At 38.1% G+C, this 15033-nt stretch carries 15 protein-coding genes; 6 read left to right on the top strand and 9 right to left on the bottom strand.

The annotated features are described in order from the left end of the window. Positions 1–51: 51 nt before the first annotated feature. Together RUH60_RS08080 and RUH60_RS08075 are read right to left on the bottom strand one after the other, a co-directional pair. Positions 52–1005, bottom strand: coding sequence for a transketolase family protein (locus RUH60_RS08080; protein ID WP_313807189.1), 954 nt, complete (start codon positions 1003–1005; stop codon positions 52–54). Between the two features lie 30 nt (positions 1006–1035). Further along, entirely contained in the window at positions 1036–1884 is an 849-nt protein-coding gene (locus RUH60_RS08075) for a transketolase (RefSeq protein ID WP_313807187.1), read from the bottom strand. A 210-nt stretch (positions 1885–2094) separates the two neighbouring features. On the opposite strand from RUH60_RS08075, the gene tgt reads away from it, so the two are divergent. The 6 genes from tgt to RUH60_RS08045 all read left to right on the top strand — a co-directional run bounded on the left by tgt (position 2095) and on the right by RUH60_RS08045 (position 9250). After that, on the top strand, positions 2095–3225 hold the full coding sequence (gene tgt / locus RUH60_RS08070) for a tRNA guanosine(34) transglycosylase Tgt (RefSeq protein WP_313807185.1): 1131 nt from the start codon (positions 2095–2097) through the stop codon (positions 3223–3225). Positions 3226–3238: 13 nt separating this feature from the next. Continuing rightward, a complete protein-coding gene (locus RUH60_RS08065; RefSeq protein ID WP_313807183.1) occupies positions 3239–4315 on the top strand; it encodes an LptF/LptG family permease in 1077 nt (358 codons plus the stop codon). Further along, on the top strand, positions 4302–5186 hold the full coding sequence (locus RUH60_RS08060; RefSeq protein ID WP_313807181.1) for a DMT family transporter: 885 nt from the start codon (positions 4302–4304) through the stop codon (positions 5184–5186). The genes RUH60_RS08065 and RUH60_RS08060 overlap by 14 nt, the downstream gene beginning before the upstream one ends. Before the next feature lie 77 nt (positions 5187–5263). Then, positions 5264–6217, top strand: coding sequence for an acetyl-CoA carboxylase carboxyltransferase subunit alpha (locus RUH60_RS08055; protein ID WP_313807179.1), 954 nt, complete (start codon positions 5264–5266; stop codon positions 6215–6217). A gap of 141 nt (positions 6218–6358) precedes the next feature. Further along, positions 6359–7909 (top strand): replicative DNA helicase, encoded by a 1551-nt coding sequence (gene dnaB / locus RUH60_RS08050; protein ID WP_313807178.1) that lies wholly within the window; start codon positions 6359–6361, stop codon positions 7907–7909. Positions 7910–7987: 78 nt separating this feature from the next. Further along, positions 7988–9250 (top strand): asparagine synthetase B, encoded by a 1263-nt coding sequence (locus RUH60_RS08045; protein WP_313807176.1) that lies wholly within the window; start codon positions 7988–7990, stop codon positions 9248–9250. A 35-nt stretch (positions 9251–9285) separates the two neighbouring features. Here the strand turns inward: RUH60_RS08045 and RUH60_RS08040 are convergent, their stop codons facing one another. From RUH60_RS08040 to thrS, 7 genes are all read right to left on the bottom strand, one after another. Beyond that, positions 9286–9720: a carboxymuconolactone decarboxylase family protein gene (locus RUH60_RS08040; RefSeq protein ID WP_313807174.1), complete on the bottom strand. Its 435-nt coding sequence runs from the start codon at positions 9718–9720 to the stop codon at positions 9286–9288. Positions 9721–9798: 78 nt separating this feature from the next. Further along, positions 9799–10371: a Crp/Fnr family transcriptional regulator gene (locus RUH60_RS08035; RefSeq protein WP_313807173.1), complete on the bottom strand. Its 573-nt coding sequence runs from the start codon at positions 10369–10371 to the stop codon at positions 9799–9801. 5 nt (positions 10372–10376) lie between these two features. Then, entirely contained in the window at positions 10377–11303 is a 927-nt protein-coding gene (gene rlmF, locus RUH60_RS08030; protein WP_313807172.1) for a 23S rRNA (adenine(1618)-N(6))-methyltransferase RlmF, read from the bottom strand. 258 nt (positions 11304–11561) lie between these two features. Next, positions 11562–11906, bottom strand: coding sequence for a 50S ribosomal protein L20 (gene rplT, locus RUH60_RS08025; RefSeq protein WP_313807170.1), 345 nt, complete (start codon positions 11904–11906; stop codon positions 11562–11564). A gap of 137 nt (positions 11907–12043) precedes the next feature. Beyond that, positions 12044–12241, bottom strand: coding sequence for a 50S ribosomal protein L35 (gene rpmI, locus RUH60_RS08020; RefSeq protein WP_313807168.1), 198 nt, complete (start codon positions 12239–12241; stop codon positions 12044–12046). A gap of 93 nt (positions 12242–12334) precedes the next feature. Next, entirely contained in the window at positions 12335–12889 is a 555-nt protein-coding gene (gene infC, locus RUH60_RS08015) for a translation initiation factor IF-3 (protein ID WP_409559655.1), read from the bottom strand. Positions 12890–12912: 23 nt separating this feature from the next. Then, on the bottom strand, positions 12913–14853 hold the full coding sequence (gene thrS, locus RUH60_RS08010) for a threonine--tRNA ligase (protein WP_313807166.1): 1941 nt from the start codon (positions 14851–14853) through the stop codon (positions 12913–12915). Between the last annotated feature and the right edge of the window lie 180 nt (positions 14854–15033).

The following is a 15033-nucleotide window of genomic DNA, read 5'->3' as shown; positions in this document are numbered from 1 at the left end:
AAATAAAAAAAACCGCTCATCGAGCGGTTTTTTTTATTGAGTCTTGAATAATTATTTTCTTTTGATAACTTTCTCAACAGCTTCCACAATCGCCTGATTGTTCAACTTGTATTTCTCCATCAATTGTTCTGGAGTTCCAGATTCACCGAAACTGTCATTTACAGCTACGAATTCCTGAGGGACTAAATGATTCTGAACCAAAGTTCTGGAAACACTTTCTCCTAAACCACCAATCATATTGTGTTCTTCTGCAGTTACCACACAACCAGTTTTCTTAACGGATTTTAAAATAGCTTCTTCGTCTAATGGTTTAATAGTGTGGATGTTGATTACTTCAGCAGAAATCCCTTTTTCTTCTAATTTTTCAGCTGCGATTAAAGCTTCCCAAACTAAGTGTCCGGTTGCAACGATAGTTACATCAGTTCCTTCGTTTAATAAAATTGCTTTTCCGATAACGAAAGGCTCGTCAGCAGAAGTGAAGTTTGGTACTACAGGACGTCCGAAACGCAAATAAGCTGGACCATGATGATCTGCTAAAGCAATTGTTGCCGCTTTCGTCTGATTGAAATCACAAGTATTGATAACTGTCATTCCCGGTAACATTTTCATCAAACCGATATCTTCCAAAATCTGGTGTGTTGCTCCGTCTTCACCTAAAGTTAAACCAGCATGCGAAGCACAAATTTTTACATTTTTATCCGAATACGCTACAGATTGACGAATTTGGTCGTAAACACGTCCTGTTGAAAAGTTAGCGAATGTTCCGGTAAAAGGAATTTTTCCTCCGATGGTTAAACCAGCTGCGATTCCAATCATGTTCGCTTCTGCAATTCCAATCTGGAAGAAACGCTCCGGATGATTTTTCTTAAAATCGTCAAACTTCAACGAACCGATTAAGTCGGCACATAAAGCGACAACATTTTCATTCTTCTGGCCTAATTCTGTCATTCCGGCTCCAAATCCGGAACGGGTGTCTTTACTGCCTGTGTTGGTATATTTTTTCATAAAATTAAATCGTGAGTTGTGTGTTTACTATTAATAATCGCCTAACGTTGCAGGGTTTTGGGCCAAACCTGTTGCTAATTGTTCGTCGTTTGGTGCTTTACCATGCCAAGCGTGGGTGTACATCATGAAATCAACGCCGTGACCCATAATAGTGTGTAACAAAACAACAATTGGTTTTCCGTTTCCGGATTTGGTTTTAGCTTCCGTCATTCCTTCAATAATTGCTTCGATACTGTTTCCTTCTGTGATTTCAAGAACTTCCCAGTCGAAAGCTTCGAACTTGGCTCTTAAATTTCCTAAAGAAAGTACGTCATTTGTGGAACCGTCAATTTGTTGTCCGTTATAATCTACAACAGCAATTAAATTGTCAACTTTTTTAGCCGAAGCATACATAATCGCTTCCCAGTTTTGACCTTCTTGCAATTCTCCGTCACCAGTTAAAGCGTAAACGATATGGTTGTCTTTGTTAAGTTTTTTAGCTTGTGCTGCTCCAATCGCAACTGACAAACCTTGTCCTAATGAACCCGAAGCCATACGGATACCTTCCAAACCTTCGTGAGTGGTTGGGTGACCTTGCAATCTTGAGTTTAATTTTCTGAAAGTAGCCAATTCGGATGCTGAGAAATAGCCGCTTCTAGCTAAAACACTGTAGAAAACCGGAGAAATGTGCCCGTTGGAAAGGAAGAAAATGTCTTCACCGATTCCGTTCATGTCAAATCCTGGTTTGCGGTCCATTAAGTGCTGATACAGCGTTACTAAAAACTCCGTACAACCTAAAGAACCACCTGGATGTCCTGAATTTACGGCATGCACCATTCGAAGAATGTCTCTTCTTACCTGAATCGTTAAATCGTTTAATTGTTGAATGTTAGGTTTCATTTTGAAAGTAATAGTTAAACAGGTGCAAAGATAATCAGATAATTGGAATTAGAGTATTAGCAGATTCGGTTATTTGTTGAATTGCTTTTTGAAATTCAGGATTTGTAAAACACTTATTTGGCATTTATTTTACATTATGTAGTTTTTAACTTCTAATTGACAAATCATAATTCGTAATTCTATTATCTTTGCCGATTGTAAAATGTTTATATGAAGTTCGATTTAGTACAGAAAGACCCACAAACCAAAGCAAGAGCCGGATTTATCACTACAGATCACGGCGTGATTGAAACACCTATTTTTATGCCGGTTGGAACGGTTGCTTCGGTAAAAGGGGTGCATCAAAGAGAATTGAAAAACGATATCAATCCGGATATCATCTTAGGAAATACCTATCATTTATATTTAAGACCGCAAACGCCAATTCTTGAAAAAGCCGGCGGATTGCATAAATTCATGAACTGGGACCGTAATATTTTAACGGATTCCGGAGGATATCAAGTATATTCCCTTTCTTCTAACCGAAAAATTAAGGAAGAAGGCGTGAAGTTCAAATCACATATCGACGGTTCGTACCATTTCTTTTCACCGGAAAGTGTGATGGAAATTCAGCGTACCATTGGTGCCGATATTATCATGGCTTTCGATGAATGTACACCTTATCCTTGCGATTATCATTACGCACGTCGTTCGATGCACATGACGCACCGTTGGTTAGACCGTTGTATCAATCATTTGGAAAAAGTCCCCTATAAATATGGGTACGAGCAAACGTTTTTTCCAATTGTTCAGGGAAGTACTTATAAAGATTTAAGAGCGCAATCTGCGGAATATATTGCTAATGCAGGAGCTCAAGGAAATGCTATCGGAGGGCTTTCTGTAGGAGAACCAGCCGAAGAAATGTACGCAATGACCGAGGTAGTTACTGCCATTCTTCCAGAAGACAAACCCCGTTATTTAATGGGAGTGGGAACACCAATCAATATTTTGGAAAACATCGCTTTAGGAATTGATATGTTCGACTGTGTAATGCCGACAAGAAATGCCCGAAACGGAATGTTGTTCACAGCAAACGGAACCATCAATATCAAAAATAAAAAGTGGGCGGATGATTTCTCCCCGATTGATGAAATGGGCCATACTTTCGTCGATACCGAATATACCAAAGCCTATCTGCGTCACCTTTTTGCCGCTGACGAATATTTAGGAAAACAAATTGCCACGATTCACAATTTAGGTTTCTATATGTGGTTGGTTCGTGAGGCCAGAAAGCATATCTTAGCCGGAGATTTCCGTCAGTGGAAAGAAATGATGGTGAAAAACATGAGTCAACGACTATAATTTTATATAACCGATGAAGTTAATCGATTGGTACATTCTGAAACGCTATTTGGGAACATTCTCTGTGATGTTGCTACTTTTTATTCCTATTGGAATTGTGGTTGACGTTTCTGAAAAGGTGAATAAGATGATAGAAAACAAAGTTCCGTTTGGGGATGTACTTGTTTATTATCTTGATTTTACCATTTATTTTGCCAATATGCTTTTCCCGATATTTTTGTTTCTATCGGTAATATGGTTTACTTCAAAATTGGCTAATAACACTGAAATTATTGCGATTTTAAGTTCCGGAATTTCATTTACGAGATTTTTACGTCCTTATATAATAGGTGCAACAATCGTTTCTTTATTTGCATTATTGATGGCGCTGGTTTTAGTACCGAAGGCGAGTAAAGGGTACAACGACTTCCGATATACCTATTTGAAAAACAATCCAAAAGTTCGTGAAAACTTGGATGTGTACCGACAAATTAGCAAAGACGAATTCATTTACGTGAGTAATTTCAATTACATGGCAAAAATGGGTTTTAACTTCTCCTTGGAAAAATTCAAAGAAAATAAATTAGAGTATAAAATTACTGCTAACCGAATTAAATGGAACGAAGCAGATAGTACTTATACTTTATACGGATACAAAAAGCGTTTGGTTGGTGAGCTGAATGATGTTTTGACCAGTTCTGACCAACAAAAAATGAAACTCAATTTCGAAGTAGACGATTTAACGCCGGTAGTTTATATTGCTGAAACCATGACTTTAGGTGAATTAAACCGATTCGTCGAAAAAGAAAAAGTACGCGGTTCATCAAACATCAACCGTTATTTGGTGGTAAAATACCGTAAGTATAGTTTACCAGTTTCAGCTTTTATCTTAACGATTATTGCGGTTTCCGTTTCTGCCATGAAGCGTCGCGGCGGAATGGGAGTGAATTTAGCTCTAGGAATTGCCTTAGCCTTTACCTTCATTTTCTTCGATAAAATTTTTGGAGTATTGGCGGAAGCGTCCAGTATTTCTCCTTTCGTAGCCGTTTGGTTGCCTAACGTACTTTTCGGAATATTAGCAGTTTATTTGCTTCGCAATGCCAAACGATAAAGTAAGAAGTTATTTTCATCTCCACTTAATTGTTTTTGTTTGGGGATTTACGGCAGTTTTAGGCAAGCTGATTTCTTTGGACGCCTTGCCACTAGTTTGGTACCGAATGCTGATTGCTGTCACCATAATCTTTGCTTACATCAAATGGAGAAAAACACCGATGGTAGTTTCCAAGCGTTTGATGACAGGATTTCTTTTCTCCGGATTAGTGATTGCCATGCATTGGTTTACCTTTTTTCAGGCGATTAAAGTATCCAATATTTCAGTTACGTTGGCCTGTTTGTCAACCGGAGCACTTTTTGCCTCGATTTTAGAACCGATTTTTTACGGTAAGAAGATTGTTATTTATGAAGTCTTCTTCGGATTACTTGTCGTTTTAGGTCTTGGCATTATTTTTAAAGTGGAAGGAAATTATGTTGAAGGAATTATTTTGGCATTGATTTCTGCCTTTCTTTCCGCGTTATTTTCAGTAATCAACGGAAAATTTGCCAAACACAATGATGCCGGAGTAATTACGTTTTATGAACTTTTAGGTGGTGTTGGTTTCTTTTCCATTTACTTGTTGTGGAACGGCAGTTTTACTACAGATTTTTTTAGAATTTCTATGAGTGATTTGCTTTGGTTGTTGCTTTTGGGTTCGGTTTGCACGGCTTATGCTTTTCTGGCTTCTGTAAAAGTAATGAAGTATTTAACGCCTTATACCGTAATGTTAACCATAAATCTAGAGCCTATTTACGGGATTATTTTAGGAATTCTGGTTTTCAGCGAAAGTGAAAAAATGAGTACTGAATTTTATATCGGAGCAGCTATAATTGTCATCACCGTTATCCTGAACGGTATCATAAAAAATTACAAGAAAGTTAAAAACTAATTAAAGAATAGTTTCTGCAATGTAAAATGAAAATTTTATCTTTGTAATTCAAACTAAAATCAAAAGAATCAGACACAATGGAATACTTAGATTTTGAGCTTCCGATTAAAGAGCTTGAGGATCAATTGGATAAATGCCAAATTATCGGTCAGGAATCGGATGTAGATGTATCCAATACCTGTAAACAGATTGAGAAAAAACTAGAAGAAACCAAGAAGGAAATATATAAAAACCTGTCTGCGTGGCAACGCGTTCAACTTTCCAGACATCCAAATCGTCCTTATACCATGGATCACGTACGCGCTTTGTGTGGTGAAACATTTTTGGAGTTGTTTGGAGACCGAGGTGTGAAAGACGACAAAGCGATGATTGGCGGTCTAGGTAAAATTGGTGGTCAATCGTTCATGATTGTAGGCCAGCAAAAAGGATATAATACCAAAACCCGTCAGTACCGTAATTTCGGTATGGCAAACCCTGAAGGTTACCGTAAAGCATTGCGTTTAATGAAAATGGCAGAGAAATTCGGTATTCCTGTAATTACTTTAGTAGATACTCCGGGAGCTTATCCAGGTTTAGAAGCAGAGGAAAGAGGTCAGGGGGAAGCTATTGCCAGAAACATTTTCGAAATGATGCGTTTACAAGTTCCGATTATTACCATTGTAGTAGGTGAAGGAGCTTCAGGAGGTGCCTTAGGAATTGGTGTAGGTGATAAAGTATTCATGTTGGAAAACACTTGGTATTCAGTAATTTCTCCAGAATCATGTTCTTCGATTTTATGGAGAAGCTGGGAATACAAAGAGCAAGCGGCAGAAGCCTTGAAACTGACGTCTTTCGACATGAAAAAGCAAAACCTAATCGACGACATTATCCCGGAACCACTTGGTGGAGCACATTTCGACAGAGATACCACTTTCAAGAATGTTGAAAAGTATATTCTGAAAGCTTATGATGAGCTGAAAGATTTATCAACAACTGATTTGATCGAGAAAAGAATGGATAAGTACAGTAAAATGGGCGAGTTCAAAGAATAATCTAACGATTTTCAATGATATAATCCGAGGCCTTACCGCTTCGGATTTTTTTTGACTTATTAACAATGAATAGCGAGTTATGAACAATGGTTTATTAACAACTCAAATTTCATTTTTATAAAAAATAGCTAACTTAGCCACATGGAAAACCTTCGAAATATCAACCCTTTAAAAGTAGATAAAACTACGATCATCAACCTTGAGAAAGGTAAACTCCCGCCACAGGCCATAGACCTAGAAGAAGCGGTACTTGGCGCAATGATGATTGATAAAAAAGGGGTAGACGAAGTAATCGATATTTTAAGTCCGGATGCGTTTTACAAAGACGCGCATAAATACATTTTTGAAGCTATCGTTCAGTTGTTTAACGATACACAACCAATTGACTTATTAACCGTTTCGGCGCAATTAAAAAAGAACGCGAAACTGGAACTTTCGGGCGGTGATTTTTATCTGATTCAGTTGACGCAAAAGATTTCTTCTTCGGCACATATTGAATTTCACTCGCGCATCATTCTTCAAAAGTTTATTCAGCGTAGTTTGATACGTATTTCTTCCGAGATTATTGAAGAGTCCTATGATGAAACAACAGACGTATTCGATTTGTTGGACAAAGCCGAATCAAGATTATATGAAGTAACGCAAGGAAATATTAAGAGAAGTTCTGAAACAGCGCAAAGTTTGGTAATTCAGGCAAAAAAACGAATTGAAGAAATTGCCAACAAAGAAGGTTTGAGCGGAATTCCAACCGGTTTTCACGATTTGGATAAACTGACTTCCGGATGGCAGCCTTCGGATTTGATTATTATTGCGGCACGTCCGGGTATGGGTAAAACCGCATTCGTATTGTCGATGGCGCGAAATATGGCGATTGATGCCGGAGCTCCGGTTGCTTTGTTTTCTTTGGAGATGTCTTCCGTACAGTTAATTACCCGTTTGATTTCTTCGGAAACAGGTTTGTCTTCTGAAAAATTGAGAACCGGAAAATTAGAGAAACATGAATGGGAACAGCTTTCCATCAAAGTAAAAGATTTGGAGAAAGCACCTTTATATATAGACGATACACCATCACTTTCCATTTTCGATTTACGTGCCAAAGCCCGTCGTTTGGCATCTCAGTACGGAATCAAGATGATTGTAATCGATTATCTTCAGTTAATGACAGCCGGAGGAAACGGAAAAGGAGGCGGAAACCGTGAGCAGGAAATCTCGACCATTTCTAGAAACTTAAAGGCTTTGGCAAAAGAGTTGAATGTTCCGGTAATTGCACTTTCACAGTTGTCTCGTGCCGTGGAAACCCGTGGTGCCAGCAAGCGACCGTTACTTTCCGATTTGAGGGAATCCGGAGCAATTGAGCAGGATGCCGATATCGTATCGTTCATCTACCGTCCGGAATACTATAAAATTGACGAATGGGATGATGAAGAGCGTACGCCAACACAAGGTCAGGCGGAATTTATCGTGGCGAAACACCGTAATGGTGGCTTGGATAACATCCGTTTAAAATTCATTGGAAGTTTGGGTAAATTCGACAATTTGGATGATTTCGGTTCTCCGTTTGATGCGATGCCGTCCCGAATGAATATGGATGACAATCCGTTTATCACACCAAATCTTCCGAATCCTTCGCCAAATGATGCTTTCGGAAGCAATATGAACAACTTTGACGACGACAGCGATGTTCCGTTTTAACATAACAGCCTACAGAAGTAGGCTTTTTTTATGACTTTTTCTTTTGAAATCCGTTATATTTGAGAATATTTTTTTCAGATGTCATTTAAAACCACATTATATATTGCTTTTTTCCTGCTTTCATTTTCTGTTAGGGCTTCTTTTGTCTTAATTCCGATGGAGGCTGAAGGGCAGCAAAATCATTTAAAAGCTTACGGGATAACGTATTGGGCGCTTGATAAACAATACAAAGTCAGTTGGTTGCTGAATTATCGCGGCGGTTCTTTTTTGTTGCCTGATACTCCTGAAATTCGAAAAGAATGTCAGATTAGAGGCGTTACTTTTGAAGTGCTTTCCGATGGGACAGCAAATGGAATTTTAGATGAAATCAGTTCGCCATCTCAAAATATGGAAACGGTAATTTTGGAAAAAGCGCCTAAAATTGCGGTTTATACACCAAAAGGAAAGCAACCTTGGGATGATGCAGTAACTTTAGTTTTAACGTATGCGGAAATTCCGTTCACACCAATTTACGATGAAGAAGTGTTGAATGATGCTTTGTTGTTGTACGACTGGCTACATTTGCACCACGAAGATTTTACAGGACAATATGGTAAATTCTTTGGTGCTTATCGCAATGCGCCTTGGTACATCGAACAGAAGAAAGAAGCGGAAGCTTTAGCAGCAAAATTAGGTTTTAGCAAAGTGTCTGAAGAAAAAATGGCGGTGACAAATAAAATAAGAAATTATGTAATTGGTGGCGGATTTATGTTTGCCATGTGTTCAGCTACGGATAGTTTTGATATTGCACTGTCAGCCGAAGGTGTAGATATTTGCGAACCGATGTTTGACGGAGATGCCAGCGATGCTAACTACCAATCGCGAATTGATTATACTCAAACCTTTGCTTTTAAAGATTACATTTTGGAGCGTAATCCGATGCAGTATGAGTTTTCAGATATCGATATGACATTGAAACGTAAAGTATTACCGGATGTGGATTATTTTACCTTGATGGAATATTCTGCGAAATGGGATCCGATTCCAACAATGTTATGCCAGAATCACACGCAATTGGTGAAAGGATTTATGGGACAAACTACCGCTTTTGACAGTAATTTGATTAAATCAAACGTGTTGATTATGGGTGAGAACAAGCAAAATGGAGAAGCTCGCTACATTCACGGAACCAAAGGAAAAGGAATGTTTACCTATTATGGCGGCCACGATCCGGAAGATTATCAGCATAGAGTTGGAGATGCGCATACTGTTTTAGACTTGCATCCGAATTCTCCGGGTTACCGTCTGATTTTGAATAACGTCTTGTTTCCGGCTGCTAGGAAAAAGAAATTAAAAACATAAGCCACCTTTTTAAGATGGCTTTTTTCTAATAGCGATTAATCAACCTGTAATCCGGTTGCAATGGCAATTCTGTTCCATGCATTAATCGTTACAATCATCATTATTATTTGCGCCAGATAATTTTCATCGAAGTGTTTAGCTGCTTCTTGATATGTCGCTTCTGAAACATGATTTTGAATCAGTGTCACTTCTTCTGTTAAAGCTAAAATTGCTTTTTCTTCTTCGTTGAAAAGTGATGTTTCACGCCAGGCGTTTAACAGATAAATACGTTGCTCGGTTTCTCCCATTGTTCTAGCATCTGTAGTATGCATGTTGATGCAGTAAGCACAACCGTTAATTTGAGAAGCTCTGATTTTAATAAGTTCTTTATGAATTGGAGTAAGTTTCGATTCTGAAAGATATTTTTCCAATCCGAGCATTGCTTTGTAGCCCTCTGGTTCAGTTTCGTACATGTTAATTCGTGTCGTCATGATTTGTTGTTTTAAAATTACATGACAAAGTTCTGGTATTGGATACTCAAAAAACTTGAACTACTTCAAGAAATGCAATCAGATTTTGCCGGCTCTTATTTTGCTCATGAATTCGGCAGAAAAATCAAGATAAGAAGCCAGCATATATTGTGGAACGCGCTGAACAAACTCAGGGAACGAGTTGTTAAAATGATGATAACGCTCTTCTGCACTCATGGTAAAAAGAAATTTGATTCGCATTTGTGAAGCGGCGAAAGACTTTTGCAAAACAATTCTAAAATAGCGTTCTAGTTTTGGAATTTCCTTCAGAAGCTGTTCTAAATCGTTTTTGTGTAGGATAAGAACATCTGAATTTTCTATGGCTTGAATATAAAAATGGGAAGGATTTTCAGTGCTGTAACTCATATAGTCCACAATCCACCAATCTTCTATGCCAAATTGTAGTGTTTGTTCGTTGCCTTTCTCGTTGATGAGATAGATTCGGCCACATCCTTTTTCAATGAAACAAAAGAAATTACAAACATCTCCTTCTTTAAGCAGATGTTCTTTTTTCTTTAGCGTTCGACTCTCAATTTTTGATAGCAACTTTCCTTGTTCTTCTTGATTGAGAATAGTTTTACGCTGAATATGGTTTAAAAGTGATTCACTCATTGAGTTTATTTTGAATCTGAAATGCGCCAAACTAAGATACGGGTTATTTTATTCCCTTGCTCCATGTTGATGGTTTTTACTTCAGTTGCCTTCACTCGTTTTAGTACAGAATAAAGTGGTTTCAGATTTTCTTTTTTTGAAACCAAAGACGAAAACCATTTGCATTGTTTATGAAAATGAACACTTTCAAAAATCATATTAGTTATGAAAGCCAGTTCGCCACCCTCATACCAAAGCTCGTTGTTTTGACCGCTGAAATTTAAAACCGGTTTTCCTTCTGCAACTTTTCCTAAATTTTTTAGCTTGCGTTGGGTTCCTTTTGTAGCTTCTTCTCGTGAATTATGAAAAGGAGGATTGCAGATGCTAAAATCAAAATGTTCGTTTTCTTTTACGATTCCTTTAAAAATATTGCGTTTATTTTCTTGTAACCGAATAGCAATCGCGTCTTTCAATTCCGGATTATGGTTGATGATGTTTTCTGCGGTTAGCTTTGCAGGTTTGTCAACTTCGGTTCCGACAAATTCCCAGCCGTATTCCTGATGACCAATAATCGGGTAAATACAATTAGCTCCCACACCAATGTCAAGAATCTTAATTTGGTTTCCAGTTGGAATTTTTCCGTTGTTTTCTTGAGCCAAAATATCAGCGACATGATGAATGTAATCTGCTCGTCCTGGAATGGGAGGGCAGAGATTGGTTTTTGGTAATTCCCAATATTGGATGTTGTAAAACTTTTTCAGTAATGCTTTGTTCAACGCTCGTACTGCATCTGGATTGGCAAAGTCAATACTTTCGTTTCCGAATTTATTTAAAGCTACAAAAGCCTTTAACTCTGGGGTTTCTTCAGTCAGAGCATTAAAATTGTAATTGCCATTGTGTTTGTTTCGCGGATGTAATTTTTTTTGCGGAGTGTCGGATTTTGTGTTTTTCATGGGAATTGAATTGAATACAAAGGTAGCTCAAAAATAAGTTGCCCAAAATTAAAATGGATTACTTTCTAGCCCCGATAGGAGAGACATCCTTTTGCGGTGACTGAGGCTCTCGAAGTTACCGTAAAAGATAGAACGGATAGTGGGAAAAAGGTTTGCCGATAAATCCCAAAGTTTCGCTCAAAACCTTAAAAATAAAAAAACCCACTCTTGCGAATGGGTTTTAAATAAGTAAGATAAATATGTTTATAAACGTTTTTCTTATTTCACTTTGTTCACGATAGCCGCGAAAGCTTCTGGGTGGTTCATTGCTAAATCGGCAAGAACTTTACGGTTCAATTCGATGTTGTTAGCTTTGATTTTACCCATGAATTGAGAATAGCTCATTCCGTGTAAACGTGCACCAGCGTTGATACGCATAATCCATAATGCACGGAAATTTCTTTTCTTTTGTTTTCTTCCACGGTAAGCATATTGCATTGCTTTTTCTACCGCGTTTTTCGCTACAGTCCAAACGTTTTTACGTCTTCCAAAGAAACCTTTGGCTTGCTTCAATACTTTTTTTCTACGTGCTCTAGAAGCAACATGATTTACTGATCTTGGCATTTCTAATAAATTTTTTTTGAAGTAAGGCGGTCTTCCGACTCTTTAGTTTTTTTCTGAATTCTAATTTCTGAACTCAAACTTTAAATTGGCCCACTCCAGGGTTACTAAATAATTTAAACCGGATTGTATAAATTAAATTATACTAATCTTAATTGTGCTTTTACGTTTCTCTCGTCAGCTGGGTGAACCAATGCTGCGTGCGTTAAAGCTAATTTACGCTTCTTAGACTTCTTTGTTAAGATGTGACTTTTGTAAGCGTGCTTTCTTTTGATTTTTCCAGAACCTGTAACGACAAAACGTTTTTTAGCTCCAGATTTAGTTTTCATTTTAGGCATCTCTTCCTAGGTATTAAATTTATCTTACTTACTATTTTTTAGTTTTCAATCTCGGTTTTTAGTTTTCAACTATATACTGAGACAGTTAACTGCTTACTTCTTTTTCTTCGGAGCGATAAACATAATCATACGTTTACCCTCTAAAACCGGCATAGCTTCCACTTTTCCGAATTCTTCCAAATCCTGCGCTAAACGAAGCAACAAAATCTGACCTTGTTCTTTATAAATAATAGAACGTCCTTTGAAGAATACGAAAGCTTTTAATTTAGAACCTTCTTTTAAGAACTTTTCTGCATTCTTTCTTTTGAACTCATAATCGTGCTCGTCAGTCTGAGGACCAAAACGGATTTCCTTAATGGTAATCTGCGTTGATTTGGCTTTTAATTCCTTCTCACGTTTCTTTTGTTCGTAAAGGAATTTACCGTAGTCCATAATTTTACAAACTGGCGGCTCAGCATTGGGAGAAATTTCAACTAAATCCAATTCAAATTGGTCAGCTAAACGCATTGCTTCGGCAGTTTTGTAAACTCCCGGCTCAATATTGTCTCCTACAAGACGTACTTCCGGCACACGAATGTTATTGTTAATTCTGTGGGCGTCTTTTTTTTCTACTCGAGGTTGGTAACCTCTGTTGTTTCTTATTGCTATGGCTCTAAAATTTTAAATTAAACTTAGAATTGTTTTAATGTTTTTGCAATTTCATCGTTAACTAAAGCAGCAAATTGTTCAATAGTCATCGATTCATTCGACTTACCGGCTTCTCCATGACGGCGTACGGAAATCGTTCCGTTTTTCTCTTCTTCCTCGCCAACAATCAGCATAAACGGGAACTTTTTGGTTTCTGCCTCACGGATTTTTTTACCAATCGTCTCGTTACGGTTGTCAATTAGGGCGCGAATTTCGTGAATTTCCAGCAATTCTGAAACTTTTTTGGCATAATTTTCATATTTCTCGCTCAAAGACAGGATGATAGCCTGCTCCGGCATCAGCCAAAGTGGGAAATTTCCGCCAGTATGTTCCAGTAAAATCGCGATAAAACGTTCCATCGATCCAAAAGGCGCGCGGTGAATCATTACCGGACGGTGTAATTCGTTGTCTGAACCTTTGTATGATAAGTCGAAACGCTCCGGTAAATTGTAATCCACCTGAATGGTTCCTAACTGCCAGCTTCTTCCTAAGGCGTCTTTTACCATGAAATCCAATTTAGGACCATAGAAAGCAGCTTCACCAGCTTCGATTACATAATTTAAACCTTTGTCTTTTGCTGCACTGATAATTGCGTTTTCTGCTTTTTCCCAGTTTTCAACTGAACCAATGTATTTGTCAGGATTGTTCAAATCACGAACAGAAACCTGAGCTGTAAAGTTTTCAAATCCTAACGATCCGAATACATACAATACAAGGTCGATTACGTTTTTGAACTCCGCATCCAATTGATCCGGCGTACAGAAAATGTGTGCATCATCCTGAGTAAACCCGCGAACACGAGTTAAACCGTGTAATTCACCAGATTGCTCATAACGATAAACCGTTCCGAATTCAGCATAACGCTTCGGTAAATCTTTATAACTCCAAGGTCTTGCGTTGTAAATTTCACAGTGGTGAGGGCAGTTCATTGGTTTTAACAAGAACTCTTCGCCTTCAGCCGGTGTGTGAATTGGTTGGAAACTATCCGCACCGTATTTTGCGTAGTGACCTGAAGTTACATATAATTCTTTTTGACCGATATGAGGGGAAACTACTTGCTCGTATCCAGCTTTTTTCTGTGCTTTTTTCAAAAACTGCTCTAAACGGTCGCGTAAGGCTGCTCCTTTCGGTAGCCATAACGGCAAGCCTTGACCAACTTTTTGCGAGAAGTGGAACAAATCCAATTCTTTTCCAAGTTTTCTGTGATCACGGCGTTTTGCTTCCTCTAATAATTCAAGGTAGTCCGTTAGGTCTTTTTGTTTCGGAAACGAAATTCCGTAAACACGAGTTAGCTGTTTGTTTTTCTCGTCACCTCTCCAGTATGCACCGGCTACCGATAAAATTTTCATCGCTTTGATAATTCCAGTGTTAGGAATGTGACCGCCACGACACAAATCTGTAAAAGTCGAATGATCACAGAAAGTAATCGTTCCGTCTTCCAAGTTTTGGATTAATTCAGTTTTGTACTCGTTGTTTTTGTATAGCTCCAATGCTTCTGCTTTGGTAGCCGAACGCATTTTGAATTCATGTTTTTCTCTGGAAATTTCCAATACACGGTCTTCGATAGCTTTGAAATCTCCATCGGTGATTTTTTTATCTCCGAAATCCACATCATAATAGAATCCGTTGTCAATCGCGGGTCCAATAGTTAATTTAATTCCCGGATACATTTCTTCCAAGGCTTGTGCCATTACGTGCGAAGTCGAATGCCAGAATGCTTTTTTACCGTCCGCATCGTTCCAGGTATATAATATAAGTGTACCGTCCGTGGTCAATTCGGTCGTGGTTTCAATGGTTGTGCCATTAAAAGAAGCTGAAATAACATTTCTAGCCAATCCCTCACTGATGCTTTTTGCAACATCCATAGGAGTTACACCTGGTGCAAACTCCCTAACCGAACCGTCCGGTAAAGTAATCTTGATCATATTTATTAATTATAAGGTGCAAATATAATTTTTTATCAAAACCTATACAATATATATATAAGGTATAATTTTTAGTTTTTGAAGCGAGTGTTCCGTTCATTTTTGTGGTCGTAATTCCCGCTATTCGTTTCAATTCCTCCGCTTTGCTGCGGGATTTTCACTACTATCGGGGCTAGGAGA

Source organism: Flavobacterium sp. (assembly GCF_032153895.1).
In the GTDB taxonomy this organism is placed as follows: Bacteria; Bacteroidota; Bacteroidia; order Flavobacteriales; family Flavobacteriaceae; genus Flavobacterium.
The sequence above is the reverse complement of the archived record's forward strand: the minus strand, read 5'-3'. Positions and strand labels throughout refer to the sequence as shown.

What these genes read in the sequence shown, in the direction of transcription:
- RUH60_RS08060 (WP_313807181.1), top strand. Translation starts at nt 4,302, where the DNA reads ATGCCAAACGATAAAGTAAGAAGTTATTTTCATCTCCACTTAATTGTT.
- RUH60_RS08075 (WP_313807187.1), bottom strand. Translation starts at nt 1,884, where the DNA reads ATGAAACCTAACATTCAACAATTAAACGATTTAACGATTCAGGTAAGA.
- rpmI (WP_313807168.1), bottom strand. Translation starts at nt 12,241, where the DNA reads ATGCCTAAAATGAAAACTAAATCTGGAGCTAAAAAACGTTTTGTCGTT.
- dnaB (WP_313807178.1), top strand. Translation starts at nt 6,359, where the DNA reads ATGGAAAACCTTCGAAATATCAACCCTTTAAAAGTAGATAAAACTACG.
- RUH60_RS08065 (WP_313807183.1), top strand. Translation starts at nt 3,239, where the DNA reads ATGAAGTTAATCGATTGGTACATTCTGAAACGCTATTTGGGAACATTC.
- RUH60_RS08045 (WP_313807176.1), top strand. Translation starts at nt 7,988, where the DNA reads ATGTCATTTAAAACCACATTATATATTGCTTTTTTCCTGCTTTCATTT.
- RUH60_RS08035 (WP_313807173.1), bottom strand. Translation starts at nt 10,371, where the DNA reads ATGAGTGAATCACTTTTAAACCATATTCAGCGTAAAACTATTCTCAAT.
- rlmF (WP_313807172.1), bottom strand. Translation starts at nt 11,303, where the DNA reads ATGAAAAACACAAAATCCGACACTCCGCAAAAAAAATTACATCCGCGA.
- rplT (WP_313807170.1), bottom strand. Translation starts at nt 11,906, where the DNA reads ATGCCAAGATCAGTAAATCATGTTGCTTCTAGAGCACGTAGAAAAAAA.
- tgt (WP_313807185.1), top strand. Translation starts at nt 2,095, where the DNA reads ATGAAGTTCGATTTAGTACAGAAAGACCCACAAACCAAAGCAAGAGCC.
- RUH60_RS08055 (WP_313807179.1), top strand. Translation starts at nt 5,264, where the DNA reads ATGGAATACTTAGATTTTGAGCTTCCGATTAAAGAGCTTGAGGATCAA.
- RUH60_RS08040 (WP_313807174.1), bottom strand. Translation starts at nt 9,720, where the DNA reads ATGACGACACGAATTAACATGTACGAAACTGAACCAGAGGGCTACAAA.
- RUH60_RS08080 (WP_313807189.1), bottom strand. Translation starts at nt 1,005, where the DNA reads ATGAAAAAATATACCAACACAGGCAGTAAAGACACCCGTTCCGGATTT.
- thrS (WP_313807166.1), bottom strand. Translation starts at nt 14,853, where the DNA reads ATGATCAAGATTACTTTACCGGACGGTTCGGTTAGGGAGTTTGCACCA.